The organism is Nonomuraea sp. 10N515B (genome assembly GCF_052245915.1).
Classification (GTDB): Bacteria; Actinomycetota; Actinomycetes; order Streptosporangiales; family Streptosporangiaceae; genus Nonomuraea.
This window is the reverse complement of the sequence record NZ_JBQQBQ010000006.1, coordinates 128,154-153,307: the sequence shown is the minus strand read 5'-3', so window position 1 is coordinate 153,307 and position 25,154 is coordinate 128,154. Positions and strand designations below refer to the sequence as shown.

Below are 25,154 nucleotides of genomic sequence, written 5' to 3'. Positions count from 1 at the left end.
GGATGGGCCCGCCCAACTTGCGTTCATGGTCGCGCGCTTCTACGGTTGGACCACAACATCTAGTAGTTACACCGATGTAGTTCACCACACCTTGTGTTTCCGTGACCGCTCCATGGCCAGCCGTGGAGCGTGCGTGAGCGTCCCGTCACAACCCATTTGCGTGTGTGGTGGCCGCAGGTCGAGGAGGCGAAGCGTGCACTGTCCGTTCTGTCGCCACCCTGACACCAGGGTCATCGACAGCCGCTCGACGGACGACGGCGCGGCCATCAGGCGCCGGCGCACCTGCCCGGAGTGCGGGCGCCGGTTCACCACGCAGGAGACCGTGCTGCTCATGGTGAGCAAGCGCAGCGGAGTGACGGAGCCGTTCTCGCGGGACAAGGTCGTCGCGGGCGTACGGCGGGCCTGCCAGGGAAGACCGGTCAGCGAGGACTCACTGGCGCAGCTCGGACAGCGGGTGGAAGAGGCCATCAGGGCCAAGGGTGCGGCCGAGATCCCCTCCAACGAGGTGGGGCTGGCGATCCTGGGCCCGCTGCGGGAGCTCGACGAGGTGGCCTACCTGCGTTTCGCATCGGTGTATCGCGGTTTCGAGAGCCTGGCGGACTTCGAGGCCGAGATCAAACAGTTGAAGGCGGAGAAGGGGGAGTCATGACGGAGACGGCCAGCGGTTCAGTAGCGCGCGGGGGCAAGCGTCCGCGTAAGGGGCTGAAGATGAAGCGGATCTTCACCAAGCCCGGCGTGCACCCGTATGACGAGATCCAGTGGGAGCGCCGCGACGTCGTCATGACCAACTGGCGCGACGGCTCGGTCAACTTCGAGCAGCGGGGCGTCGAGTTCCCCGCGTTCTGGTCGGTCAACGCGGCCAACATCGTGACCACCAAATACTTCCGCGGCGCCGTGGGCACCCCGCAGCGCGAGTGGAGCCTGAAGCAGCTGATCGACCGGGTCGTCGGCGTCTACACGCGTACCGGCATCGAGCACGGCTACTTCGCCGGCGACGAGGACGCCGAGATCTTCGACCACGAGCTGAAGCACGCGCTGGCGCACCAGGTGTTCGCGTTCAACTCGCCGGTCTGGTTCAACGTGGGCACCCAATCACCTCAGCAAGTAAGCGCTTGCTTTATCCTCTCCGTGGACGACCAGATGGAGTCGATCCTGGAGTGGTACAAGGAAGAGGGTGTGATCTTCAAGGGCGGCTCGGGGTCGGGGGTCAACCTGTCCCGGATCCGTTCCTCGAAGGAGTTGCTGTCGAGCGGTGGCACCGCGAGCGGGCCGGTGAGCTTCATGCGCGGCGCCGACGCGTCCGCGGGGACGATCAAGTCCGGTGGCGCCACCCGCCGGGCGGCCAAGATGGTCGTGCTCGACGTCGATCACCCCGACATCGAGGAGTTCATCGAGACCAAGGCGCGCGAGGAGGACAAGATCCGCGCGCTGCGGGACGCCGGGTTCGACATGGACCTGGGCGGCAAGGACATCGTCTCCGTCCAATACCAGAACGCCAACAACTCGGTGCGCGTCTCGGATGAGTTCATGCGGGCCGTCGAGAAGGGCGAGAAGTTCGGCCTGCGCGCTCGCCTCACCGGCGAGGTGATCGAGACGGTCGACGCCCAGGACCTGTTCCGCAAGATGGCCAAGGCCGCCTGGGAATGCGCCGACCCGGGTCTGCAGTACGACGACACGATCAACGACTGGCACACCACCCCGGAAACGGGGCGGATCACCGCCAGCAACCCGTGCAGCGAATACGTCCACCTGGACAACTCCTCCTGCAACCTGGCCAGCATCAACCTGCTGAAGTTCCTGAAGGACGACAACTCCTTCAACGTCGCCGACTTCGTCAAGCTGACCGAGCTGATCATCACCGCGATGGACATCTCGATCACGTTCGCCGACTTCCCGACCGAGAAGATCGGCGAGACCACGCGGGCGTACCGGCAGCTCGGCATCGGCTACGCCAACCTGGGTGCGCTGCTGATGGCGACCGGCCACGCCTACGACTCCGACGGCGGCCGTGCCGTGGCGGGGGCGATCACGTCGCTGATGACCGGCGTGTCCTACCGCCGCAGCGCCGAGCTGGCGGGGGTCGTGGGGCCGTACGACGGTTATGCCAGGAACGCCGAGCCGCACAAGCGCGTCATGCGCAAGCACTCGGCGGCGAATGACTCCATGCGCACGATCGGCTCGATGGACGCCAAGATCCACGCTGAGGCGTCGCGCCAGTGGGCGGAGTGCCTCAAGCTCGGCGAGAAGAACGGCTACCGGAACGCTCAGGCCAGCCTCCTGGCGCCGACCGGCACGATCGGGCTCATGATGGACTGCGACACGACCGGCATCGAGCCGGACCTGGCGCTGGTCAAGTTCAAGAAGCTCGTCGGCGGCGGCTCCATGCAGATCGTCAACCAGACGATCCCGCGGGCGCTCAAGCAGCTCGGCTACCAGCAGGAGCAGATCGAGGCCGTCGTCGAGTACATCGCCGAGCACAGCCATGTCATCGACGCGCCCGGCCTGCGCAAGGAGCACTACGAGGTGTTCGACTGCGCGATGGGCGAGCGGGCGATCGCGCCGATGGGACACGTCCGCATGATGGCGGCCACGCAGCCGTTCCTGTCCGGCGCCATCTCCAAGACGGTCAACCTGCCCGAGTCGGCCACGATCGACGACATCGAGCAGGTCTATATGGAGGGCTGGACGCTCGGGCTCAAGGCGCTGGCCGTCTACCGCGACAACTGCAAGGTCGGCCAGCCGCTGTCGGCCGGCAACGGCGCCAAGAAGGAAGAGGCGGCCAAGGAGCCCGAGGTCAAGGTCATCGAGATCAACCGGCCGACCCGGCGGCGCATGCCCAACCAGCGGCCGAGCATGACCACCCGCTTCACGGTGGGCGGCGCCAAGGGTTACATGACCGCTTCGTCCTACCCCGACGACGGGCTCGGCGAGGTCTTCCTCAAGATGTCCAAGCAGGGTTCGACCCTGGCGGGCGTCATGGACGCGTTCTCCGTCGCGATCTCCATCGGACTCCAGTACGGGGTGCCGCTGGAGACGTACATGAGCAAGTTCGTGAACATGCGGTTCGAGCCGGCGGGGATGACGGACGACCCGGACATCCGGATGGCCACGTCGGTGATGGACTACATCTTCCGCCGCCTGGCCCTGGACCACCTGCCCTACGAGGAGCGGGCGGCCCTGGGCATCTTCTCGGCGGCGGAGCGGGCCGCGCAGCAGCGCGGGGAGGACCCGGCGGCGTTGCAGGAGACGGTGGACCGCGAGGCGCTGGCCCAGTCGGCGCCGATCGAGCAGAAGCCGAAGGAGACCCACCCGGTTCCGGCGGCCCAGGAGGAGCTGACGCTGGAGAGCCACCAGCGCTTCACGGCCGACGCGCCGCTCTGCATGACCTGCGGCACCAAGATGCGTCCCGCGGGCAGCTGCTACGTCTGCGAGGGCTGCGGCTCCACCAGCGGCTGCAGCTGAAACAGCTCGGCGTGCGGTGTTTGCAGCGTGAGGGAAATTCGCCCGATCCCTTTATAAGGAACAAGCGCGAAGCGGTATGCACCAGGTAGATGACCATAGCGAAGCGGGTAGCCGATGCCGGCTCCCCGCTTCGCTATGGAGTTACTTGTGAGGGATGGATGAGCGATTGCTCGTCAGGCGAGGTCAGACGCTGACGGATCAGTGAGGTCGAGGACCCGTTTCGCCGCGTCAAGGAGTTGTTTATAGGTGATGACCTCGATTCGCGAGAGGTGGGAGTTGTAGACCCGGAGGGTCTCGTTGACTTGGACCTCAGAGAATTTGTCCTGGAAAGCAGGGTGGCCGATGACGAGAACAGCTGTGGCACGACGCGTGTCGACGCCGTGGCCGAGAATCTTGTCTCGGTTCTCATCAAGGAGTTTCAGATAATTCTGGGCCTGCACCACGCCTTTGTGGACTTCTTCGGTGGGGATCGTTGCTGTCCGATGGCTCTGGATGACCCTGACAGCGGCTCGTTTCAACTCGACCACATGCAGGACGCCGTCAGGGCGGAGCAAAGGGATGTCGAGTTCCAGGCCGCGGGTCAGTCGGCGGCGTAGGGACTGGCCGACGTACTCGCCTCCGAACAGCCACCATGCGCCGGTGATAGCTTTCTGGATTTGACGTTCTGAGCTGTACGGATGCTCGACCACCCGTCGGATCTCGGCCAGTTTTCTGCGGCGAATCTGGAGTTGCATGCCGGCGAGAACCGATTCAGCGTCGGCCCGAGTGAGGATCGCCCGTGACTCTGGCGGCAGGTCATCGGCGAGGCGGTTCGACGCGGTGAGCGGCCCGTATGATGAACGCCTAAGCAAAGTATCGGCCAGCCAGATGCTGGCTTCCTCGTCCAGTCGGCGGACCCGGTAGATTCCCGCCTCCCGATCCTCCACCACCTGGATCGATGCTCTGGCCAGCCGCCTGAAATACTCTCGTGCTTCGGCGACGCCGGCTTGTGGGTGCTCCTCGAGGAATTCGTCGAAGATCGACGAGATCGCCAGGTGCACGTTCGACATCACCAACTCGAACATGGTGAAATTACGGCTCATCGCCCCGTCGAGCAGCTGGTACTTGTTCTCCAGCTCAGGGTTCAACACCCTGCCTGTGGCATATCCAAGCGCGTCGTCGAGTCGGGCGGCCGACTCCAGGTCGTTCCCGGTCTCCGCCTGCCGGATCGCGAACCGGATGAGGTCCAGCATCGCGTTCCCGCCCCGATAGGAACTGCCGATGTGATCCAGGACGTCCTGAACAGCGGATTTGACCTGCGCGGACGTTGCGAGCGAGTGAGTGAGTTTCAGGAGCGACGCCAGGGTGGAGTCTGAACGTACTCTGTTTCTCCCCGCCATCACTCTCAGCCCCCTGTGTGGTTCGGACGTACTGTTCGCCGGACCACTGGACTCTGCCACATGCCCCCGACAGAACCCGGATGGAGATGTCGGCGTCGACGCGGCACCGCTGCAACGGCATCTTGCTGGCGCGATCGTTGGAGGAATACTGCACCTCTGGAAGAGGTGCACTCCCCCAGTATTCGCACGGCAATCGCGGAAGATCGGGGGGAGACGGCGGAGGCCGTCTCCCCCGGACTTCAGGTGTCGAGCACGTCGTGTAGCACGTCCGGCTTGTTGGTGATGATCCCATCCACTCGGTAGGTCAGCATCCGCCGCATGACGTCGGGGTTGTCCACCGTCCAGGCGAGGACCTGCATGCCGAGGCCGTGGACGCGGCGCACGTAGGACGCCGTGAGCGTGGTGTACGGCGGGTTGATCTGGTCGGCGAACGTCGCCAGCTCGGGCAGCTCGGCGGTGGAGGGCGTGCCGAGAAGCCCGATCGGCACATCCGGCAGCAGCCGGTGGAACCTCCGCATCGACTCGACGGTGAACGACTGCACCACCAGCCGCCCCGGCGCGAGCCAGCTTGAGTGGCGGCGCAGCTCGTCGGCGATGCGCTGCTCGATCCCCGGGTAGAGCTCCGGCTTCTTGACCTCCAGCAGCAGGCCCATGCCGGAGCCGCTCATCGCGCGGAGCGCCTCGCCCAGCGTGGGCACCGGCTCGCCGGCGTACTCGTCGCTGAACCAGGAGCCGGCGTCCAGCTTGCTGATCTGCGCGAGCGTGAGGTCGTCGACGTTCCACGGCGACAGGCCGGGGAAGACGCGCTCCACGTTGGTGGTGCGGGACAGGGTGGCGTCGTGCATGAGGACCAGCTCGTGGTCCTTGGTCTCCTGGACGTCGAGCTCGAACATGTCGGCCCGCTGCTTGCCTGCCAGCTCGAAGGCGGCGATCGTGTTCTCGGGAGCGTACGCGGACGCGCCTCGGTGCGCGACGTTGAGCACCGCCGGGGCGGCGGTGGCCGCGGTGGCGGGGGCTGCGAGAGCGGACAGGGCGGTGGCCAGGACGAGCACCAGACATCGGAACATGGGTCTCCTCAGGTGGAGAGGGGCCTACGGACCGACGGTGACAAGATTGCATGACCAACAGTTGAGAGAAGAGTAGACCCGCGATGCCGGGGTGATGAGCAAACGACACGCCCGGACGGGGCAAGGGGGATCACGCAGCGCGGACGATCTAGCCTGAATGTCGTGAGATCTGCCGGTACGCTGGTCATCCTCCTCTCCGCATGGTTCATGGCCCAGTTCGACTTCTTCGTCGTCAACGTGGCCGCCCCCTCCATCGAGCACGACCTGCACACCGGCCCCGCCGCCCTCGAGCTGATCGTCGGCGGCTACGCCTTCACTTACGCGGCCGGCATGATCACCGGGGGCCGCTTGGGCGACCGCTACGGCTACCGGCGCCTGTTCATCTGGGGCGTGGCCGCGTTCACCGTCGCCTCGGTGTTGTGCGGGATCGCCGTGAACCCGGCCCAGCTGGTCGCCGCCCGCCTCCTGCAGGGCCTGGCGGGCGCGGCGATGGTGCCGCAGGTGCTGGCCACGATCTCGGCCGTCTACCCGCCGGGGGAGCGGAGCAGGGCCGTCGGCTGGTACGGCGCGGTCGGCGGTCTGGGGTCGATCGCCGGGCAGGTGCTGGGCGGGCTGCTGCTGACGGCCGACGTGTTCGGCCTCGGCTGGCGGATCGTCTTCCTCATCAACCTGCCTGTCGGCCTGGTCGTCGTGCCGCTGGCCGCGTGGCTGCTGCCGCGGGTCGACACGGCCCGCCGGCCGAAGCTGGACCTGCCGGGCGCGGCGGGCCTGGCCGTGGGCCTGGGGCTGGTGCTGGTGCCGCTCGGCCTCGGTAACAGCCTGGGCTGGCCCGCCTGGACCTGGGTCAGCATGGCGGCGAGCGTCCCGGTGTTCGCGCTGACCTGGCGGTGGCAGCGGCTGCTCGGGGCGCGCGGCGGGCAGCCGGTGCTCGACCTGGCGCTGCTCAAGGTCCACTCCTACCTGGCGGGCGTCGGGTCGATCGTGGCCTTCATGGCGTACTTCGCCGCGTTCATGTTCACGCTGACGTTGCTGCTGCAGGGCGGGATGGGGCTGACGGCGTTCCAGGCGGGGCTGGCGTTCGCGCCGATGGGGGTGCTGTTCTCAGTCACCTCGGTGCTCGGGACGCGGCTGGTCGGGAGGTACGGGCTGATCGTCATCATGATCGGCGGCACGGTCACGGCGCTGGGGCTCGGCCTGCTGGTGGCCGCGGCCGGGCTCGGGCTGCCGTACGTCATGGCCGCGCTCGTGCTCGTCGGCGCCGGCAACGGCCTGATCCTGCCGCAGCTCATCGGGGCGGCTCTGGTGGAGGTCGAGCCGCACCAGGCCGGCATCGGCTCCGGCATGCTGAGCACTGCGCAGCAGTTCGCGGGCGCCGGCGGGGTGGCGGTGATCGGGGCGGTGTTCTTCGCGGTGGCGCGGGACGGCGGTCACGTGGCGGCCATGCGCTGGTCGGCCGCCATCGACCTGGGACTCGTGCTGATCGTGATCGCGACCGTGGCCTACAACAGGAGCCGGGCTAGAGGCCGAGTGCGGTCCCGTACAGGCGTGAGGCCCTGAGCCTGATCACCAGCCGCCGGTCGGTCACCATCTGCCGCAGGAACGCCGCCTCGTCGGTCAGGCCCGTCTGCATGGCGAGCAGCTCCATGCCCACTTCGTCCCCGGGCTCCGTGGTCACCGGCGACAGCTCCGCCTCGCCCTCGGCCACGGCGTACGACCAGAAGTCGTTGCTGGTCACGTAGAGAGCGCAGAGCGGGTCCTTGTGCAGATCCCGCACTTTGAGCCGGTCGGCGATGGTCGAGATCCGCACCACGCGCTGGCCCGGGTCCCACGTGTAGAGGACGGTGGACAGGTGGGGGTGGCCGCTGCTCTTGTTGGTGGCCAGCGCGCCGAAACGCTGCTGCCCCAGCAGCAGCGTCATCTCTTCGTCCGTCAGCGACCTCAGTCCCGCGCCCGGTTCGATTTCCTGCGGCACCTCATCGTCCTCCATCGGGGTTGGGGACGATTCACCCTATCCCAAGCTGCTGGTTGACGCGGCGCTCGCGCCGGGCAGGCCGCCCTGGTAAGCGCCGCTGAACGTCCACCGGGCCGCCACCCGGTCCCCGTCCACGATCGGGCCCACGTCCAGCGTGACCTTGACGTCGTCGAAGGGCGCGTGCCCTTGTCGCAGCGCCTCCACCAGCCCATCGGGTCCGTGCACGTCCATGCCGGGCCAGTGGCCGACGAAGCCGGGGGTGACGAGGTCGTGGGTGAGCTTGAAGTCTCCGTTCCACATCTCGAGCAGCCAGCGCTCGTACCGTTCCGCGATCATTCAGGTCCGCTACCCATTGCCCGATAAGTTACGAGTCGTGAATTTTGCTATTACTGGCGGATATGTCGTGCCCGTCGACAGTGCCCCCATCGACGGCGGCGTCGTTCTCATCGTGGACGGGAGGATCGCCGAGGTCGGCGCGGACGTGCGGATCCCCGACGGCTTCGAGGTCGTGGACGCCGCGGGCGGCTGGGTGCTGCCCGGCTTCGTCGAGGCCCACGGCCACCTGGGCGTGCACGAGGAGGCCGAGGGATGGGCCGGCAGCGACACCAATGAGATGACCGACCCCAACGGCGCCCGCCTGCGCGCACTCGACGCGATCAACCCGGCCGACCTCGCCTTCGCCGACGCCCTCTCCGGCGGCGTGACGACCGCGGTGATCAAGCCGGGCTCGGGCAACCCCATCGGCGGCCAGACGGTCGCGGTCAAGTGCTGGGGCAGGACAGTCGACGAGATGCTGATCAAGGAGCCGGTGAGCGTCAAGAGCGCGCTCGGCGAGAACCCCAAGCGTGTGTACGGCGACCAGAAGAAGCTGCCCTCCACCCGCCAGGGGGTCGCGGCGGTGATCCGCGACGCGTTCATGAAGGCCCAGGACTACAAGGCCAGGAAGGCCGCCGCGGCGGACGAGGGCAAGCCGTTCGACCGTGACGGCACGTTGGAGGTCCTCGTCCGCGTCCTGGACGGCGAGCTGCCGTGGTGCCAGCACACGCATCGGGCCGATGACATCGCCACCGCGCTGCGGCTGGCGGCCGAGTTCGGCTACCGCCTGGTGATCAATCACGGCACCGAAGGGCACCTGCTGGCCGACACGCTGGCCGCCAGGAACGTCCCCGTGATCATCGGGCCGCTCTTCACCAGCCGGTCGAAGGTCGAGCTGCGGCAGCGCTCGCTCCGCAATCCCGGCATCCTGGCGCGGGCCGGGGTCGAGCTGGCCATCACCACCGACCATCCCGTCGTGCCGATCCACTTCCTCGTCCACCAGGCCACGCTGGCGGTCAAGGACGGGCTCGACCGCGACGCCGCGCTGCGGTCGATCACCGTGAACCCGGCCCGCATCATGGGCATCGACGACCGGGTCGGCGCGCTGCGGCCGGGGCTCGACGGCGACGTGGTCATCTGGTCCGGGGATCCGCTGGACGTCATGAGCCGGGCGCTGAGAGTGTTCATTTCCGGCCGGGAGGTGTATTCGTACACGGAGGGTGAGCCCATCGTGGCGGATCCGTACTACCGAGATTCAAGTCACCGTTAAGCGTCTGTAGATGCGCGGCGCGCATAGTGGGCGGATCGGACGGGAAGAGAGGCGCCAACCATGACTGCTCCTTTGCTTGCTCAGCGACCCAGCAAGGCGCTGGTGATCGGCTTGGTCGTCTCGGGAATCCTCGCGCTGCTCGTGCTGGCCGTCATGCTGATCTCGGGCGGGCCCGCCGGGTTCGCGTTGTCGGCGGTGCTCGCGGTGGCGCCGCTGCCGGTGCTGCTGGCCGCGGTGCTCTCCCTTGATCGGCTGGAGCCGGAGCCGAAGCTGCATCTGGCGTTCGCGTTCGCGTGGGGTGCGGGGGTGGCCGTCGTGGTCGCCGTGGGGTTCACGCTGCTCGGCCAGCAGTTGTTCGTCAGGGCCGGCTACGGCGCCGCGGTCGCCGAGAACATGGGCACCGTCCTGCTCGCCCCCGTGATCGAGGAGGCGCTCAAGGGCTCGGCGCTGCTGCTGCTCCTGCGCAGGAGGCGCGAGATCGACGGCCTGACCGACGGAATCGTGTACGCCTCCATGGCGGGCCTGGGCTTCGCCGCGGTCGAGAACGTCGGCTACTACCTGCTCGCGTTCGGCGAGGACGGCGTCGGCGGTGCGATCCAGCTGTTCGTGTTGCGCGGCCTGATCGACCCGCTCGGCCACCCGGTCTACACCTCGATGATCGGCCTCGGCGTCGCCTACGCGCTGACGAGCCGCTCGCCCGCCAGGTTCGCCGCGATCCCGCTCGGCTATCTCGGCGCGGTCTTCCTGCACGCGCTCTGGAACGGCTCGGCCACCACGGGTTCGCTGGCCTGGCTGGGCGTGGCGTACCTGGTGATCATGGCGGCGCTCGTCCTGCTGATCGTCGTGACCGTCGTCGAACGCCGCCACCTCGTCGGCAAGATGGCCGTCTACCTGCCCGGCTACCGGCCCACCGGGCTCGTCACCGACCAGGACGTCCGGATGCTCAGCACGTTGTCGGCACGCAAGGCGGCCCGCAGGTGGGCCAGGGGAGCAGGGCTCGGCCGGGCCATGAGCGACTATCAGCAGGCGGCGACCGAGCTGACCATGCTGCACCTGCGGGCCGAACGGCGGGGCATGGACCCGGCCAGGTTCGCGGTGGAGCGGGACGCCTACCTGGGGGCGATGGCGCACGCCCGCCGCTGGTGATCAGCGGGGCAGCAGGAACTTCGACAGGTGGGCGAGCACCGCGTCCGGCTGCTCCTCGGCCAGGAAGTGCCCGCACTCGGGGATCTCGGCCCCGCGCACGTCCAGGGCGTAATCCCGCCAGATGTCCAGCACCGGCACGCTGCTCGGCAGCCCGGCGGCGCCCCACAGCGCGAGGACCGGCATCTCCAGCCGCCAGCCCGCGTCCCAGTCGGCGTCGTCGTGCTGGGCGTCGTGCGGGAACGAGGCCCGGTAGTCCTCGAACCCGGCCCGCAGCGCGCCCGGCTGCTCGAACGCACGCACGTACTCCTCGACGTCCAGCCGTGAGCGCTGCACCGCCCACTTCTCGAAGAAATAGCCCAGGTAGCCGCGGACGTCCTGGCCCGCCAGCCGCTCCGGGAGATCGGGCTGCAGGTGGAACGTCCAGTGCCAGGTGCCCGACGCCAGGCCGCTCGTCATGTCGAACCTGCGCCACATTTCCCTGGTCGGGATGATGTCCATGACCACGAGCCGCTCCACCTCGCCTGGGTGGTCGAGCGCGTAGCGGTGGGCGACCCTGGCGCCCCGGTCGTGGCCGGCGAGCACGAGCGTGGAGTGGCCGAGCGAGCGCGCCAGGGCGCGGATATCGGCAGCCATCGTGCGCTTGTCGTAGCCGGCGACCGGCTTGTCCGTGCGGCCGTACCCGCGCAGGTCGGGGGCGACGACCGTGAAGTTGCCGGCCAGGGCGGGGATGAGCCGCCGCCAGCAGTGGGAGGTCTGCGGCCAGCCGTGCAGCAGGACCAGCAGCGGTCCCTCGCCGCCGATCAGGTAGTGCATGCGCAGGCCGTCGAGGTCGGCCATCCGCGACTCGATCGTCGGTTCAGTCATTGACCTCATGATGCCGCACGCTGCGGATTTTGGTCCCAATCCCTGACAAAATCATCAGGGAAACCCTCGAAGGGAGATCACATGAGCTGGGCGGAGATCGGGTCCGAGGCTGAGCTGCGCGAACTGCTGGGGGAGGTCATGCCGAGGGCGGCCACCAAGGAGCGGGTACGCCTGCACGAGCGTGACCGGCAGTGGCTGGCGGCCTCGCCGTTCTGTCTGATCGCCACCTCCGACGACCAGGGCAACTGTGACGTCTCGCCCAAGGGCGACCCCGCCGGGTTCGTCCACGTCATCGACGACGCCACGATCGCCATCCCGGACCGCCCAGGGAACCGCAGAGCGGACGGATTCCTCAATATTCTGAAAAATCCGCATGTAGGGTTGGTCTTTCTCATCCCCGGCCGCAATGAGACCCTCCGCATCAACGGCCGGGCGCGGCTCGTCCGCGAAGCCCCGTTCTTCGATGAGATGATCGTCAAGGGTCACCGCCCGCATCTCGCCCTCGTCGTGGAGATCGAGCAGATCTTCTTCCACTGCGCCAAGGCGTTCCTGCGCTCCGGGCTGTGGAAGCCGGACACCTGGGGCGGCGACGACCTGCCCTCGCACGCGCGGCTGGTCAAGGACGTGCAGGCAGTGCAGGAGAGCCTTGAAGAGCTCGAGAGCTACTACGGCGAGACGTACGCCAAGAAGCTGTACGCCTCCTGACCTGCGACGACCCAGGCCGCACGTCGGCCTGGGTCGTCCGGTGGGGCTAGGCGGCAGGCGTGGGACCGCCGGGGAAACGGATCACATTCCTGCCGGTGTAGGCCCGCAGATCGATCACCTTGGGATCTGCGGGCGGCTTGCGGCGGTCTGCCGACCGAATGTCGCGGACCTTGTGCCTGGCAACGTGTGGCGGCACCGCCACAAGCCTCTTCATCGTGAGCCCCCCGTGATGTTCTTGTTATCTATGTTATCTACAGATACCCCCGTAAGTTTGCTGTAAGGAGCAAGTCAGTAGGGAAGCCTGCGACCTGCTGGTGAACGCAGGTCCAACTCCATGGCGGGCCGCGGACGCCGCCTGGCCGTCGCCTTGGTGACTTTGACGCGTTTCACGGTGTGTCCCCCTTCCGAAGCGCGTCGTTCTCCTTTCACGACTGTGCGCCGCGCCGTTTGGCGACGGCTTGGCGGGCGCTTGCCACCCGCCATGCGCGCCAACCTAGCTCCAGTGCCGGTCCGGCTCAATGCATTTCTACGAGGTCAGGTACCGGGCGTGAGCCGGGCGGTGACGCCGATCCGGTTCCAGGCGTTGATCATGGCGATCGCCGCGCCGCCACCATCCACAACCGCTCGTCGCTCTCGCCCGCCTTCTTCATGTCGCGGCTGTGCATGTCCACGCAGTAACCGCAGCCGTTGATCTGGCTGGCGCGCAGCTTGACGAGCCCGATGGTGCCGGCCGGCAGCTCGCTGTCGTGAAGGATCTTCTCCACCGCCAGGAATCAACAGGACGGGGTAGGCCGCCCGGTTGTGACAGCTTCGGAGGAAAACCTTGGATGCCGCGGTCAGCCCAGGCAGTTGCCCCAGGACTGACGGCCGCCCCACGCCTCGACCCGGCCGGCGGGGTCGCGGGTCCAGCCGGCGTAGCGTACGCACTTCCAGCTCCCGTCGAGGTGGCCGGTCTCGGCGTAGTAGCGGTACTTCTGCTCGTCCTGCGACTTGCCGCCGCCCTTCACCTCGAGGTAGGCGCCGGTCACCGAGCGGATGCCCTGGTAGACGGTCTTGATCGCGGCGACGCAGTTCTTGCCGGAGCGCTTGTTGTACATGAGGTACACGTGTCCGAACACGGCGCCGCGCGTCTTCATCGCCCGGTGCCCGTCCTTGACGCGGTGGAAGCCGGGGCCGCAGATGCGCTCGGGCGTGTAGCGCGCCGTGGCGGCGTAGGCGGAGGAGGGAAGGGCGGCGATCCCGGTGGCGACCAGAGCGGCCGCGATGACCGTTCGCGTGAGCACGGTTTTCCCTTCGACAGGGGATATAGGGACATCGATGATCTTTACTGTGACTTGACCGTAATTGCAAGGGGGTTGGATGCCGCTCATCGCGGTTTGCGCGGCCTGGGCCGTGTTCTGGGGCTCCTGGTCGGCCCTGCTGCCCGCCATCAAGCTGGAGCTGGGCATCTCGGCGGGCGACCTCGGGCTGGCCCTGAGCGCCGTACCAGTGGGGGCCCTGCCCGCGATGGCGTTCACCGGGCGGCTGGCACGGGGGCGGGAGCGGTCTGCCCTGATGGTGACCACGACGTTGTTCGCGCTCAGCGTGGCCTGCGTCGGCCTGGTCGGCTCGCTCTGGCAGCTGGGGGCGGCGTTGCTGCTCGTGGGCGCCGCCAGCGGCGCGCTGGACATCGCGCTGAACCTGGCCACCGGGCGGGTCGAACGCGAGAGCGGCCGTCGGCTCTTCCAACTGGTGCACGCGGCGTTCCCCGTCGGGGTCATCGCCGCCGCCCCGGCCACTGGGCTGGCCCGCTCGCTCGGGTACGGCGCCGGCGCGGTGCTCGCGGCCATCGCGGTGATCGTGGTCGTCACGTCGTTGTCGCTGCTGGCGCTGCCCATGAGACGTACGGCAGCCGAAGCCCCCTCGCACGCCGGCAGGCGCGGGCTCTGGGGGGTCGCAGCCGTGCTCGGGGCGCTGGCAGCCTGTGTGCTCATCATCGAGAACTCGGTCGAGCAGTGGTCGGTGTTGCTGCTGGAGGACCATCGCGGCGCCACGCCGCTCGTGTCGAGCGCCGCGCCCGCGGTCTACATGGGGGCGCTCACCGCCGGGCGGCTCATCGTGCAGGCGCTGCCGCGGGTGCCGCTCAGGGCGATGTACCTGGTGGCGGGGGCGGGTGGCGGGGCGGGCATCGCGCTGGCCGCGCTGGGCGGCACCGTGGTGATCTCCATGGTGGGGTTCGCGGTGACCGGGCTGGCGCTCGGGCCGCTGGTGCCCGCCCTGCTCAGCCGCTCGGCCGCCGACGATCCGAGCGGGACGCTGGTGTGGGGGGTGTCCACGATCTCGTACACCGGCTTCGTGGTCAGCCCGCTGCTCGTGGCCGGTTTGAGCGGGTGGTTCGGCCTGCCCGCGGCGCTGGCCGCGCTCGGGCTGCTGGGACTGCCGCTGGTAGCCCGCTTCGCGGTGGAACGTTCGTGACGAGCGGAGACGGCCTGATTATGGTGATGCTTTGGGGAAAGGAGAGCACGGAACGGGGTATCCCCCCGGGCGGACACGACTGCAAAGGGGATCACCATGGCTGTCTGCGAGAGCTGCGGCAACGATTACGACATGGCGTTCGAGGTGCACGCGCAGGGATCGGTGCACACTTTCGACTGCTTCCAGTGTGCGATCGAGGCCATGGCACCGGTGTGCGAGCACTGCGGCACCAAGGTCATCGGGCACGGGGTCCAGGCCGGTGACCACTGGTATTGCTGCGCCCACTGCGCCCGTGAGGAGGGCACCAAGGGCATCGTCGACCGCGTCATGGCGGGCACCACGTCCTAGGGTTTCAGGAGGCCGCGCACGCGGGCGACGGCCTCCTCCAGCGGCCCTTGGGGCACCGGCGCGTCGAGATCCAGGGCGATGTCGCCGTTTCTGGCCTCCCAGACGCCTGCCACCCGGCCCTCGTGGACGACCACGGGGGAGATCCAACCTGCCTGCCGGCTGACCTTGGGTTTGAGCGACGGCGGGAGGAGCGGGGCCAGCGTGCGCGGGGCGGCCAGAATGTATTGATCGAAGCCCGGCAGCAGGTGGACCTCGGCGGACGGCCGGGTGCCTGCCAGGTCGTCCAGGTGCTCCTTCAGCGCCGGCAGGGTCGTCCCGTCCTCGGTCTCGACCTCGGTCAGCTCCGGCGCCAGGTCGCGGAACCAGCCCTTCAGCACGGCCTTCCTGGCCACGCCGCCGAACAGCCAGGTGTCGAACATCTCCGGCGTCGCCGGGCCGTGCGCGCCGAGGAACGCCCGCGCCACGCGTACGCCCGCCTCCTCGAACGGCGGCGGCTCGGAGGGCCAGCCGGGGATCCAGGCGCGCGGGGCGGTGAACGTCACCTTGCCTTCGCGGGGCGGGCCGTAGCACAGCTCGCCCAGGCGGCTGAGCGGCTTGAGCAGCGCGCCCCAACCGGAGGTGAGCGCCTGCCGCAGGTGAGCGTCGCCGGTCACCGCCACCACAGCGTCGACCAGCTCCTCGCGGGTCAGCGGGCGCCCAGCCCCATCGCTCAGCGCCTGCGGGACCGCCTCGATGATCGCCGCGATCTCGGCGGCGGTCACCCCGTGGCCGCGTTGCCACGACCCCTTCTCCCAGAACCGCAACGTGCTCAGGGCGGCGCAGTATCCGGCCAGCTCGTCGGCGGGGACGAGATGGAGGGTGCCGCGCATGATCCACGTCTTGGCGAGTGTCCGGTCGGTCCACAGGGCGCGATCGATCTCGCCGGGCTCGGGCTTGGCGCTCCTGACCGCCACCGCCAGCTGCGCCGATGACGGGACCTGGGTCTGCACGCCGCACAACCTCCGGGCCACGCTCACGGCGTCGGGCCCGCCGGCTCCGCTCACGAACTGCCTGCGCAGGCGCCACGCGAGGATCTGCGCCCAGGTCACCTTCGTCGTCACTCGCCCTTTGTACACCTGCCCACCGACAATCCCGCCGCGACGGGCTGTCCGGCCCCGGTGCCCCGCAAGGGTCAGCGCATGAAGCCGATGTTCTCGTAGCGGAGGTCGTAGAAGCCGCGCGCGCCCGCGTTGGCCAGCGTCGCCTTGGTCGCGACCAGCTGCGGCCGCTGGTAGAGCGGCAGCACGTTCACCTCCTGCCAGATCAGCTCATCAGCGGCGTTGGTGGCCGCGCGCGCCCGCACCGGGTCGAGGCTCTGCGCGGCCCGGCTCATGGCCTGGTCGATGGCCGCCGACCCGGTACGCCCGAAGTTCGCGTTCCACGTCTTCCCGTCGGGCGAGTTCGCGTAGATCCCGTAACTGCTGGACACCGGGAACGGCGTCCCGATGTAGGCGAACGGCGTGATGTCGAAGTTCCCGGGGATCACGTAACTGGTGAAGAAGTCGTCACTCGGGACCGCCTTGATCGTCAGCTTCACCCCGATCTGCGCGAGCATGCTCTGCGCCAGTTCCCCTTCCGCCTTGCTGATCTGCACCCCCGACGGCACCACGAACCGCAGATCCAGGGTCTTGCCGTTCTTCTGCCTGACCGCACCGTTCAGCTTCCACCCGGCCGCGTCCAGCAGTTGCCGCGCCCGCTGAGGGTTGTACACCCCCAGCGCCCCCGCGTTGTCCTGGTAGCCCTCCTGGGTGTTCATGAAGAAGTGGTTGTTCAGCAGCGCGATCGGCCAGTTCAGCCCCTGCAGGTCGGACTGCGCGATGGCCTGGCGGTTGATGCCCAGCTGGATCGCCTGCCGCACGTTCCGGTCCCGCAGCAGCTCGCTCGACCCGTTGAAGGTGAAATGCCGGAAGTCAGGCCCCGCCGCCTGGCGTACCTGTGCCCCTGCCGTGGCCTTGGCCCGCGCGTAGTCGGGGGCGGACGGGCCTATGTCGATGATGTCGAGCTCGCCGTTGCTGAACGCCCCGATCAGCGAGTCCTGCTCGGACGCCCGATAAATGATCTTGTCGAGCTTGGCCCGCTCACCCCACCAGGCATCGTCCCGGACCAGCGTGATCGTCTTGGCCGTCTGGTCGAACCCTCCGAACTTGAACGGCCCGGCCGTCACGGGGATCTTGTTCAGCCAGGCGGTGTTGAACGCCTCCGGCGTGCGGTTCGTGGCAGCGGGCAGCAGCGGCCCGAAGAGCGCCTGCCAGTCGCTGAACGGCCGGGCGAACGTGACGACCACCTCGAAGTCGTCCTTCCCTCGCGCCACCTTCTTGATGTCCTGGTAACCGGTGGCCGAGACGATGCGGTAGGCCGAGTCCCGCCCGTTCAGTGCCTGCCATTGCGCCTGGTAGTCGGCCCACGTGATCGGCCGCCTGTCGGACCAGCGTGCCTTCGGGTTCAGTGTGTACGTCACCACCTGCTCGGGCCGCTGATCGCTGACCTTCGCGTCCAGCACGTAGTCCCGGTTGACGGAGATCTCCGCCTTCTCGTCCGACACGAACGGTGACGGCAGCAGCGCGTTGCTCACCGAGGCCGCCACGGCCAGGTTGCCGTCCACGTGGTTCCTGTTCCACTGCGCGGGGAACTCGTTGATCCCCCACCGCAGCGTTCCCCCGTCCTTGACCTTGTCGCGCGGCTGCGTGTTGATGTCGAAGGCCTTGACCGTATGGTCGTCGCCGGCTCCATCCCTGGTCCCAGGGCCGTTTCCCGCCCCGCCGCCGCACCCTCCCAATGCCACGACAACGGCGGCGGCCGTGACAAGACGTGCTGCTTTCATCGAGCGATTCCTCCTGGTCTATACGACTTCACGCCGCTCGGCGTAGTGGCAGGCCGCGCCCTGGTCCTCGCCCAGCGGCCGCACCTCGGGCTCGACGTCCACGCAGCGCTTGCGCTCTTCGTCGGTCAGCTCGGCACGGAACTTGGGGCACCTGGTGCGGAAACGGCAGCCCGTCGGAGGGTGGGCCGGGCTGGGCAGGTCGCCGTGGAGCAGGATGCGCCGCCGTGACCGCTCGCGTACCGGATCGGGCAGCGGGATCGCCGACAGCAAAGCCTGCGTGTACGGATGCGCCGGGGCCTCGTAGACAGTATCCACCTGGCCGATCTCGGCGATCTTGCCGAGGTGCATCACCGCGACCCGGTCGGCGATGTAGCGCACCACGGCCAGGTCGTGCGCCACGAACAGATAAGACAGCCCGAGCCTGGCCCTCAGGGCGTCAAGCAGATTGATCACCCCGGCCTGGATCGACACGTCGAGTGCCGAGACGGGCTCGTCCAGCACCAGCAGCTGGGGCTCCAGCGCGAGCGCCCTGGCGATGCCGATGCGCTGCCGCTGCCCGCCCGAAAAGTCCTGCGGGTAGCGGGCGGCGTGCGAGAGGTCCAGCCCGACCAGGGACAGCAGCTCGGCGACCCGGCGTCCGGGGGCGCGCCGCCCGTGGGTGCGCAACGGCTCGGCCAGGATGTCGTGCACGGTCATGCGCGGGTCGAGCGAGGCCATCGGGTCCTGGAAGACGACCTGCATGTCACGCCTGATCGCGGTGCGCTCCCCTCGGCCGAGCCGGGCCGTGTCGTGCCCGAGCACGACGATGCGGCCCTCCTGCGGCTTGGCCAGCTCGAGTATCTGCGTCAGCGTGGTCGTCTTGCCGCTGCCCGACTCGCCGACCAGCCCGAGCGTCTCGCCCTCCCGTACGTCGAACCCGATCCCGGCCACGGCGTGCACGGTGCCCACCCGGCGCTTGAACACCGCCCCGCGCACCAGTGGATAGTCCTTGACCAGGCCGCGGACCTCCAGCACCGTGCGCTCGCCGCGCGCCGCCCGGGCCTCCCGCGGCCCCACCGGCTCCGCGAGCCCCGGCGGATGCACTTCGTCCCACCGGATGCACGCCGCCCCGTGCCCGGCTCCCACCTCGAACAGCGGCGGCTCTCCCTCGTCGCACGCGTCCACCTTCATCGGGCAGCGCGGCGCGAACGGGCACCCCGGCGGCAGCGCCGCGGGCGAGGGCGGGTTGCCCTCGATCGGCACGAGCGGCCGCCGCCCGCCCCGGTCCACCCGCGGCACGGAGCCCAGCAGGCCCACGGTGTACGGCATGCGTGGCCCGTAGTAGATGTCGTCCACGTCGCCCACCTCGACCGGGCGCCCGGCGTACATGACCAGCACCCGGTCGGCGAACCCGGCGACCACGCCGAGATCGTGCGTGATCATGATGATGGCGGCGCCGGTCTTCCGCTGCGCCTTCTTGAGCACCTCCAGCACCTGCGCCTGGATGGTGACGTCGAGCGCCGTGGTCGGCTCGTCGCAGATGATCACGTCGGGGTCGTTGGCGATGGCCATCGCGATCACCACGCGCTGCCGCATGCCTCCGGAGAACTCGTGCGGGAAGGCCAGCGCCCGCTCGGCCGGATGCGGGATGCCGACGAGCTCCAGCAGCTCGATGGCCTTGACCAGGGCGGTCTCCTTGCTGACCCGCTGGTGCACGCGCACGGCCTCGGCGATCTGGTCGCCGACCCGGTAGACCGGGGTGAGCGCCGACAGCGGGTCCTGGAACACCATCGACATGGTCTTGCCGCGCAACGCGGTCAGCTCCCGTTCCGGGGCCCCGATCAGCTCCTTGCCGTGCAGCCGCACCGATCCGGTGACGCGTGCGCCGGGCGGCAGCAGCCCCATGACGGCCGCCGAGGTGACGGACTTGCCCGAGCCGGACTCGCCCACGATGCCGAGGACCTCGCCGGGGCGTACGGAAAAGCTGATCCCGCGCACCGCCGGCACGTCGCCGAACGCCACGTTGAGGTCGGTCACCTCGAGGACCGGGCTCATCGTTTGGCCGCCGGGTCGAAGGCGTCGCGCAGGGCGTCGCCCATGAGGTTGACTGCGAGCACCGTGACCACCAGCAGCCCGGCCACGAACCAGAACGTCCACGGCGCGTACGTGGCCGTCTTGGAGCCGTCGGCGATGAGCGTGCCGAACGACACGTCCGGCGGCTGGATGCCGAACCCGAAGTACGACAGCGAGGTCTCGGTGAGTATCGCCGCGCTGACGTTGAGCGTGGCGTCCACGATCAGCAGGGACGCCAGATTGGGGATCACGTGCCGGAACACGATCCGCGCCGGGGGCACCCCCATGTAGCGGGCGGCCTGGATGAACTCCCGCTCCTTCAGGGAGATGGTCATCCCCCTGACGATCTTCGAGGTGACCATCCACAGGAACAGTGCGAGCATGAGCACGAACAGCGGCCACTGCCCCGACTCGAACAGCGGCGACATGATCGCCAGGATGAGGAATCCCGGCAGCACGAGCAGCAGGTCGGTCATCCAGCTCAGCACCCGGTCGGTCCAGCCCAGGAAGTAGCCGGCGAACGCCCCGACCACGGCCGCGAGCGCCGTGGACACCAGAGCCGCCAGCAGGCCCACGACCAGTGATTTCTGCATTCCGCGCAGGGTCAGCGCGTAGACGTCGGCGCCGGTCTGGAGCGTTCCGAACCAGTGGGAGGACGACGGCGGCTGCAGGAACGCCGTGAAATCCTTGTCCGTGTAGCTCCACCGGCTGAACAGCGGGCCGGCGAACGCCAGCACGAACATCACCACCAGCACCACGAACCCGGCCACCCCCTGACGGGAGCGGAAGAACCGCCCGGCGACCACCCGCACCCGCGATGGATAGGTGACCATGACGCCGTCGGACAGCTCCTCGGCCACCTCCTCCTCGTGCAGCGTCATCAGGCCCGCACCCTGGGATCGAGGGCCGCGCGCAGCAGGTCGGCGGCCAGAGAGGCGCACAACACGGCGATCGCGGCCAGGAGGGAGATGGCCGCGACGGTGTTGACGTCGTTGGTGAAGATCGAGTTGATCAGCTGCTCGCCCAGCCCGTGCCAGCCGAAGATCTTCTCCGTGAACGTCGCCCCCGTCAGCAGCGCGCCGAACATGAACGCGAAATAAGTCACCACCGGGATCAGCGCGGTCCGCAGCGCGTGCGTGACGAGCGCCCTGCGCCTGCTCAGCCCCTTGGCCATGGCCGTGCGCAGGAAGTCGGCGCCGAGCACGTCGAGCATCATGTTGCGCTGATAGCGGCTGAAGACCGCGATGAGACCGACCGACAGCGAGATCGTCGGCAGAATCAGGTGCTGCAGCCGGTCCACCACCTGACCCCAGAACCCGGCGCCAAGCCCGTCGCTGTATTCGCCGCTGACGAGGAACACCTGGCGGCCGAAGACGTGCTCGTTGGCCCAGGTGGCCACCAAGATCATCATGTTGGCCAGGACGACCACCGGGACCGCGAGGACGACGAACGACAGGCCGGTCGAGAGCCGATCGAACCACCCGTATTGCCGGACCGCCGCCAGCGCCCCGACGATCACCCCGAGCGCGCTGCCGCACAGCAGCCCCAGCATGACCAGCCGGAACGTGACGCCCACGCGCCGCTTGAGATCCTCATTGACGGGCGAGCCCACGACCGTTTTGCCGAAGTCGCCGCGGAGCACCCCGGTGCCCCAGGTGGCGTAACGCTGCAGCAGGGGTGTCTTGTCGTTGAGATTGAGCGCGGTGAGCTGGGCGTCGACCACGGCGGGCGGCGGTTTGGGCGTGCGGTCGGCGTAGTTGGAGCGCGGGTCCAGGGCCGTGGCCGCCAGGAGGTAGGCGAGGCTGGCGGCCACCGCGACGAGCACGACGGACGAGAGCAGCCTGCGGACCAGAAACCCGGCCATCGCCTCCCCCTCTGACGCGCACGGCATGTAGTCATATAGCTACACCATGTGAGCGGTGCTGTGCACGCAGCCGGGGTAAGTCAGCGTCCGGAAAGCTCGTCCACCGCCGTGGCGACGTCCTCGCTCGTGATCGTGGTCAGGTCGGCGGAGCTGGCGGACCCGCCGCGCGCGGCGTGCGCGGCCAGTCGCACGTCGCGGCGCATGGCCGCGCGCTCGAACAGGGACCTGGCGAAGCGGCCGTTGCCGAGCCCGTCGATCAGCCGCTCCTCGCACACCCAGGCGAACACCTCGTCGAGGTTGCGCAGGGCGTCCTCGTCGAACGTGTCGCCCGACTTCTCGGCGAGCAGCACCGCGATCTCGGTCAGCTCCTGCGGCGAGTAGCTGGGGAAGGCCACCCGCTGGTTGAACCTGCTGGCCAGACCGGGATTGGTGGCCAGGAACGCGTCCATCTCCCGCTCATAGCCGGCCAGGACGATGACGAGCCGGTCGCGGTCGTCCTCGGCCCGCTTGAGGAGGGTCTGCACGGCCTCGGAGCCGAACGCGTCGCCGCCTTGGTAGCCGGGGTTGACCAGGCTGTAGGCCTCGTCGATGAACAACACCCCGCCGAGCGCCCGGTCGACCAGCTCGTTGGTCTTGATCGCGGTCGCGCCGAGGTGCTGGCCGACCAGGTCGGCCCGGTGTGCCTCGACCACGTCCGGCCGGGCCAGCAGGCCGAGCGCGGCGAAGATCCGGCCCAGCACCCTGGCGACGGTGGTCTTGCCGGTGCCGGGCGGGCCGGCGAACACGAAATGCCGCATCTGCTGCGGCGTCGGCAGGCCGCGCTCCTGGCGCATCCGCGCCACCTGCAGCTGGGCGGCGATCGCGTGCACCTGCCGCTTGACAGGCGCCAGGCCCGCCATCCTGTCGAGATCGGCCAGCGCCTCCTCGAGCGTGGGCGTGGCGACATAGCCGCGGAAGCGCGCGGTCAGCTCCTCGAACGCCTTCGTCACGTCGGCCGTCGTGGTCGTGACCAGATCCTGTGTGCTCGGCGTGCCGCCGGCGCCCACCACGCGCACGTCGCGGGCCTGCGCGGCGGCCTCGACCAGGCTGCGCGCGAACCTGGCGTTGCCGAGCTCGTCGACCAGGCCGCGCCGGTGCACGTCCTCATATCTGCTGAGCAGCACGCGCCGGGTCTCGGCGTCCATCGTGTCGCCCCTGCGCCGCTGGAGCAGCTCGGTGACCTCGACCAGCTCGGCGGGGGAGTAGCCGGGGAAGCGCACCCGGGTGGCGAATCTGCTGGCCAGGCCCGGGTTGCTGGACAGGAACCCGCTCATCTCCTGCTCGTAGCCGGCCAGGATGATGATCACCCGGTCGCGGTCGTCCTCGGCCCGTTTGAGCAGGGTCTGCACGGCCTCGGCCCCGAACCGGTCGGGCTGGCCGTCGGAGGAGTTGACCAGCCCGTAGGCCTCGTCGATGAACAACACCCCGCCGAGCGCCCGGTCGACCAGCTCGTTGGTCTTGATCGCAGTCGCGCCCAGGAACTCGCCCACCAGGTCGGCCCGCTGCGCCTCCACCACGTAGGGGGTCTCCAGCAGACCGAACGCGTAGAAGATCTTGGCGAGTGCGCGGGCCACGCTGGTCTTGCCGGTGCCCGGCGGACCGGCGAACACGAAGTGCCTGGTGGGCCGCTCGGCGGTGTAGCCGGCCTCGGCGCGCAGCCTGGAGGCCTCGATGGAGGCGGCGATGGAGCGCACCTGCTCCTTGACCGGGGCCAAGCCGATCATGCTCTCCAGCTCCCCGAGCGCCTCCTCCACGGAGATCTGCGGCGGCGCGCCGCCCCTGTCGTGCGCCGACTCCGGCCTGCCCTCGCGCACCCTGACCCGGACCTGCTCCTCCACCGCGGCGTTGGCCGCCTTCGCCTGGCGGGCGAGCACGAATCGGTAGACGAGCACGGCCAGCGCCGTGGCGTAGCCCGTCCACACGGAGACGGTGGGCGACACGGGCGACAGCGCGGCGGCGAGCATGCCCGCGGGAATGAGCGCCACCAGCGTGGTCACCCACGGCGTCACCCACCGGATGAGATGCGCGGCGGCGGCCACGAGGAGGGCCAGCCCGACCATCAGATGCACGGCCATGGAGCCGGGCGGATAGAGCGCTTGGAACAGATACAAAGCCACCACGCCCCAGCCCACGACCACCAGCGAGGTGGCGGCGGCGCGGGGGAAACGCATGGTCAGCGCGATGAAGGCGAGGAGCACCAGCGTGGTGACGAAGGTCGCGCCCAGGTTCCAGCCGAGCGCGGCGCCGACCCCCATGGTGGCGACGAGCACGACCACGTAGAGCACCCGGCGCATGGCAGGGGGAATCTGGAAATAGCGCTCTCGCACCTGCTCGAACAGATCCCGCGCTGCGGCCCGCCCCGCGGCCTGGGCCCTGCCGGACTCACGCATCACGCCTCCCCGGTCCGCCCCCGGTTATACCGCACAGGACCGACTCTTGGGCGCTCCTGACACGCTAGGTGGCGGTCACGAAAACGGCGATCTGACGCCCGAGTTCCGCGCCCGCGTCCTCCTGAAGGAAGTGTCCCGCACCTTTGATCACGGGATGTGCCAGGCCGGACGTGCCTGAGATCGATTTGAGCAGAACAGGCGCCATGCCGCCGGTGATCGGATCGCCGTCGGAGAAGGCCACCAGGAACGGCCGGTCGAGTGTCGTGAGGACCTCCCAGGCAGCGCGGTTGGCGGGGGCGGCGGGATCGTCGGGGGAGATCGGGACGAGCCCCGGCATGGCGCGCGGACCCGCCTTGTACGACTCGTCGGGGAACGGAGCGTCATAGGCCGCCCGCACCTCCGCAGGCAGCTCGCTCGTGCAGCCCGCCTGGACCAACCTGGCGATATCAAGCACCGGAGCCTTCAGCACCGCGTCCTTGAACCGATGCCACACCTCGGGCATGGGAATGTCACCCGTGGGCAACCCCGTGTTGGCCGCCACGATCCTGGCGACGCTCCCGGGGTTCTCCGCCGCGATCCGCAACCCGATCAGCCCGCCCCAGTCCTGGCCGACGACGGTGACCCCGCTCAACCCGAGCGAGTCCAGCAGCAGGGCGCGGGTCCACGCGACGTGCCTGGCGTAGGTGTGGTCGGCGATCTCGGCCGGCTTGTCGGAGCGGCCGAACCCGACGAGATCGACCGCGATCGCGCGCAGTCCGGCCGCGGCCAGCTCGGGCATGACGTGCCGGTAGAGGAACGACCACGACGGCTCGCCGTGCAGCAGCACGACGGGCTCGCCGTCACCCGGCCCCGCCTCCACGTACGCCATGCGCAGGCCATCGGCCACGTCGGCGTACCGGGGCTCGTAAGGGAAATCAGGGAGATCCGCGAAGCGTTCCTCGGGCGTACGCAGGGTTCTCATAGAACG

The 25,154-nt window shown here is 69.0% G+C and carries 23 protein-coding genes; 8 read left to right on the top strand and 15 right to left on the bottom strand.

Going from position 1 to position 25,154, the window contains the following annotated elements; translation table 11 throughout:
* Window positions 1–193 precede the first annotated feature (193 nt).
* Window positions 194–649 (top strand): transcriptional regulator NrdR, encoded by a 456-nt coding sequence (gene nrdR, locus ACTWQA_RS10955; RefSeq protein WP_043614619.1) that lies wholly within the window; start codon window positions 194–196, stop codon window positions 647–649.
* Window positions 646–3,462 carry a vitamin B12-dependent ribonucleotide reductase gene (locus tag ACTWQA_RS10950; RefSeq protein ID WP_443159130.1) on the top strand — a complete coding sequence of 939 codons (2,817 nt, stop codon included), beginning with the start codon at window positions 646–648 and terminating at the stop codon, window positions 3,460–3,462. The genes nrdR and ACTWQA_RS10950 overlap by 4 nt, the downstream gene beginning before the upstream one ends.
* A gap of 173 nt (window positions 3,463–3,635) precedes the next feature.
* On the opposite strand, the gene ACTWQA_RS10945 is transcribed toward ACTWQA_RS10950, so the two are convergent.
* Entirely contained in the window at window positions 3,636–4,694 is a 1,059-nt protein-coding gene (locus ACTWQA_RS10945; RefSeq protein WP_443159129.1) for a Shedu anti-phage system protein SduA domain-containing protein, read from the bottom strand.
* Between the two features lie 386 nt (window positions 4,695–5,080).
* Window positions 5,081–5,908, bottom strand: a complete 828-nt coding sequence (locus tag ACTWQA_RS10940; protein ID WP_443159128.1) for a glycerophosphodiester phosphodiesterase — start codon at window positions 5,906–5,908, stop codon at window positions 5,081–5,083.
* Window positions 5,909–6,070: 162 nt separating this feature from the next.
* Here ACTWQA_RS10940 and ACTWQA_RS10935 point away from each other — a divergent pair, with 162 nt between their 5' ends.
* Entirely contained in the window at window positions 6,071–7,465 is a 1,395-nt protein-coding gene (locus tag ACTWQA_RS10935) for an MFS transporter (protein WP_443159127.1), read from the top strand.
* Here ACTWQA_RS10935 and ACTWQA_RS10930 read toward each other — a convergent pair.
* Entirely contained in the window at window positions 7,425–7,895 is a 471-nt protein-coding gene (locus tag ACTWQA_RS10930) for a TIGR03618 family F420-dependent PPOX class oxidoreductase (protein ID WP_443159126.1), read from the bottom strand. The two genes, ACTWQA_RS10935 and ACTWQA_RS10930, sit on opposite strands and share 41 nt — an antisense overlap.
* A 21-nt stretch (window positions 7,896–7,916) precedes the next feature.
* Window positions 7,917–8,216: an ester cyclase gene (locus tag ACTWQA_RS10925; RefSeq protein ID WP_443159125.1), complete on the bottom strand. Its 300-nt coding sequence runs from the start codon at window positions 8,214–8,216 to the stop codon at window positions 7,917–7,919.
* A gap of 37 nt (window positions 8,217–8,253) precedes the next feature.
* Here ACTWQA_RS10925 and ACTWQA_RS10920 point away from each other — a divergent pair, with 37 nt between their 5' ends.
* Window positions 8,254–9,465: an amidohydrolase gene (locus tag ACTWQA_RS10920; RefSeq protein ID WP_443159124.1), complete on the top strand. Its 1,212-nt coding sequence runs from the start codon at window positions 8,254–8,256 to the stop codon at window positions 9,463–9,465.
* Between the two features lie 60 nt (window positions 9,466–9,525).
* Window positions 9,526–10,611, top strand: a complete 1,086-nt coding sequence (locus ACTWQA_RS10915; protein WP_327590245.1) for a PrsW family intramembrane metalloprotease — start codon at window positions 9,526–9,528, stop codon at window positions 10,609–10,611.
* Here the strand turns inward: ACTWQA_RS10915 and ACTWQA_RS10910 are convergent, their stop codons facing one another.
* The gene (locus ACTWQA_RS10910) at window positions 10,612–11,475 is read right to left on the bottom strand and encodes an alpha/beta fold hydrolase (RefSeq protein WP_443159123.1); all 864 of its coding nucleotides are present in this window, start codon (window positions 11,473–11,475) and stop codon (window positions 10,612–10,614) included.
* Between the two features lie 81 nt (window positions 11,476–11,556).
* Between ACTWQA_RS10910 and ACTWQA_RS10905 the strand changes: the two genes are divergently transcribed.
* Window positions 11,557–12,180 (top strand): pyridoxamine 5'-phosphate oxidase family protein, encoded by a 624-nt coding sequence (locus tag ACTWQA_RS10905; protein ID WP_443159122.1) that lies wholly within the window; start codon window positions 11,557–11,559, stop codon window positions 12,178–12,180.
* Between the two features lie 46 nt (window positions 12,181–12,226).
* On the opposite strand, the gene ACTWQA_RS10900 is transcribed toward ACTWQA_RS10905, so the two are convergent.
* The 3 genes from ACTWQA_RS10900 to ACTWQA_RS10890 all read right to left on the bottom strand — a co-directional run bounded on the left by ACTWQA_RS10900 (window position 12,227) and on the right by ACTWQA_RS10890 (window position 13,463).
* On the bottom strand, window positions 12,227–12,394 hold the full coding sequence (locus ACTWQA_RS10900; RefSeq protein ID WP_327590249.1) for a hypothetical protein: 168 nt from the start codon (window positions 12,392–12,394) through the stop codon (window positions 12,227–12,229).
* Window positions 12,395–12,767: 373 nt separating this feature from the next.
* Window positions 12,768–12,944 carry a carboxymuconolactone decarboxylase family protein gene (locus tag ACTWQA_RS10895; RefSeq protein ID WP_443159121.1) on the bottom strand — a complete coding sequence of 59 codons (177 nt, stop codon included), beginning with the start codon at window positions 12,942–12,944 and terminating at the stop codon, window positions 12,768–12,770.
* A 72-nt stretch (window positions 12,945–13,016) separates the two neighbouring features.
* On the bottom strand, window positions 13,017–13,463 hold the full coding sequence (locus ACTWQA_RS10890) for a hypothetical protein (RefSeq protein WP_305922547.1): 447 nt from the start codon (window positions 13,461–13,463) through the stop codon (window positions 13,017–13,019).
* A 76-nt stretch (window positions 13,464–13,539) separates the two neighbouring features.
* Between ACTWQA_RS10890 and ACTWQA_RS10885 the strand changes: the two genes are divergently transcribed.
* Both ACTWQA_RS10885 and ACTWQA_RS10880 read left to right on the top strand, forming a co-directional pair.
* Window positions 13,540–14,634 (top strand): MFS transporter, encoded by a 1,095-nt coding sequence (locus ACTWQA_RS10885; protein WP_443159120.1) that lies wholly within the window; start codon window positions 13,540–13,542, stop codon window positions 14,632–14,634.
* Window positions 14,635–14,730: 96 nt separating this feature from the next.
* On the top strand, window positions 14,731–14,982 hold the full coding sequence (locus tag ACTWQA_RS10880) for a hypothetical protein (protein WP_305922549.1): 252 nt from the start codon (window positions 14,731–14,733) through the stop codon (window positions 14,980–14,982).
* Here the strand turns inward: ACTWQA_RS10880 and ACTWQA_RS10875 are convergent.
* The 7 genes from ACTWQA_RS10875 to ACTWQA_RS10845 all read right to left on the bottom strand — a co-directional run bounded on the left by ACTWQA_RS10875 (window position 14,979) and on the right by ACTWQA_RS10845 (window position 25,148).
* Window positions 14,979–16,082: a DNA glycosylase AlkZ-like family protein gene (locus tag ACTWQA_RS10875; protein ID WP_443159119.1), complete on the bottom strand. Its 1,104-nt coding sequence runs from the start codon at window positions 16,080–16,082 to the stop codon at window positions 14,979–14,981. The two genes, ACTWQA_RS10880 and ACTWQA_RS10875, sit on opposite strands and share 4 nt — an antisense overlap.
* A 71-nt stretch (window positions 16,083–16,153) precedes the next feature.
* Entirely contained in the window at window positions 16,154–17,842 is a 1,689-nt protein-coding gene (locus ACTWQA_RS10870; RefSeq protein WP_443159118.1) for an ABC transporter family substrate-binding protein, read from the bottom strand.
* Window positions 17,843–17,860: 18 nt separating this feature from the next.
* Complete coding sequence (locus tag ACTWQA_RS10865) at window positions 17,861–19,876, bottom strand: dipeptide ABC transporter ATP-binding protein (RefSeq protein WP_443159117.1); 2,016 nt, start codon at window positions 19,874–19,876, stop codon at window positions 17,861–17,863.
* Window positions 19,873–20,775 carry an ABC transporter permease gene (locus ACTWQA_RS10860; protein WP_443159116.1) on the bottom strand — a complete coding sequence of 301 codons (903 nt, stop codon included), beginning with the start codon at window positions 20,773–20,775 and terminating at the stop codon, window positions 19,873–19,875. The genes ACTWQA_RS10865 and ACTWQA_RS10860 overlap by 4 nt, the downstream gene beginning before the upstream one ends.
* Window positions 20,775–21,758 (bottom strand): ABC transporter permease, encoded by a 984-nt coding sequence (locus ACTWQA_RS10855; protein WP_443159115.1) that lies wholly within the window; start codon window positions 21,756–21,758, stop codon window positions 20,775–20,777. Before ACTWQA_RS10855 ends, ACTWQA_RS10860 begins: the two co-directional genes overlap by 1 nt.
* An 80-nt stretch (window positions 21,759–21,838) precedes the next feature.
* Window positions 21,839–24,187 carry an AAA family ATPase gene (locus ACTWQA_RS10850; protein ID WP_327590258.1) on the bottom strand — a complete coding sequence of 783 codons (2,349 nt, stop codon included), beginning with the start codon at window positions 24,185–24,187 and terminating at the stop codon, window positions 21,839–21,841.
* A gap of 64 nt (window positions 24,188–24,251) precedes the next feature.
* A complete protein-coding gene (locus tag ACTWQA_RS10845; protein WP_443159114.1) occupies window positions 24,252–25,148 on the bottom strand; it encodes a haloalkane dehalogenase in 897 nt (298 codons plus the stop codon).
* Window positions 25,149–25,154 lie beyond the last annotated feature (6 nt).

Bases quoted from the DNA above. Each gene is read 5' to 3' on its own strand.
- ACTWQA_RS10950 (WP_443159130.1), top strand. From the start codon at position 646: ATGACGGAGACGGCCAGCGGTTCAGTAGCGCGCGGGGGCAAGCGTCCG.
- ACTWQA_RS10945 (WP_443159129.1), bottom strand. From the start codon at position 4,694: ATGCTGGACCTCATCCGGTTCGCGATCCGGCAGGCGGAGACCGGGAAC.
- ACTWQA_RS10940 (WP_443159128.1), bottom strand. From the start codon at position 5,908: ATGTTCCGATGTCTGGTGCTCGTCCTGGCCACCGCCCTGTCCGCTCTC.
- ACTWQA_RS10930 (WP_443159126.1), bottom strand. From the start codon at position 7,895: ATGGAGGACGATGAGGTGCCGCAGGAAATCGAACCGGGCGCGGGACTG.
- ACTWQA_RS10925 (WP_443159125.1), bottom strand. From the start codon at position 8,216: ATGATCGCGGAACGGTACGAGCGCTGGCTGCTCGAGATGTGGAACGGA.
- ACTWQA_RS10915 (WP_327590245.1), top strand. From the start codon at position 9,526: ATGACTGCTCCTTTGCTTGCTCAGCGACCCAGCAAGGCGCTGGTGATC.
- ACTWQA_RS10910 (WP_443159123.1), bottom strand. From the start codon at position 11,475: ATGACTGAACCGACGATCGAGTCGCGGATGGCCGACCTCGACGGCCTG.
- ACTWQA_RS10905 (WP_443159122.1), top strand. From the start codon at position 11,557: ATGAGCTGGGCGGAGATCGGGTCCGAGGCTGAGCTGCGCGAACTGCTG.
- ACTWQA_RS10900 (WP_327590249.1), bottom strand. From the start codon at position 12,394: ATGAAGAGGCTTGTGGCGGTGCCGCCACACGTTGCCAGGCACAAGGTC.
- ACTWQA_RS10885 (WP_443159120.1), top strand. From the start codon at position 13,540: ATGCCGCTCATCGCGGTTTGCGCGGCCTGGGCCGTGTTCTGGGGCTCC.
- ACTWQA_RS10880 (WP_305922549.1), top strand. From the start codon at position 14,731: ATGGCTGTCTGCGAGAGCTGCGGCAACGATTACGACATGGCGTTCGAG.
- ACTWQA_RS10870 (WP_443159118.1), bottom strand. From the start codon at position 17,842: ATGAAAGCAGCACGTCTTGTCACGGCCGCCGCCGTTGTCGTGGCATTG.
- ACTWQA_RS10865 (WP_443159117.1), bottom strand. From the start codon at position 19,876: ATGAGCCCGGTCCTCGAGGTGACCGACCTCAACGTGGCGTTCGGCGAC.
- ACTWQA_RS10860 (WP_443159116.1), bottom strand. From the start codon at position 20,775: ATGACGCTGCACGAGGAGGAGGTGGCCGAGGAGCTGTCCGACGGCGTC.
- ACTWQA_RS10855 (WP_443159115.1), bottom strand. From the start codon at position 21,758: ATGGCCGGGTTTCTGGTCCGCAGGCTGCTCTCGTCCGTCGTGCTCGTC.
- ACTWQA_RS10850 (WP_327590258.1), bottom strand. From the start codon at position 24,187: ATGCGTGAGTCCGGCAGGGCCCAGGCCGCGGGGCGGGCCGCAGCGCGG.
- ACTWQA_RS10845 (WP_443159114.1), bottom strand. From the start codon at position 25,148: ATGAGAACCCTGCGTACGCCCGAGGAACGCTTCGCGGATCTCCCTGAT.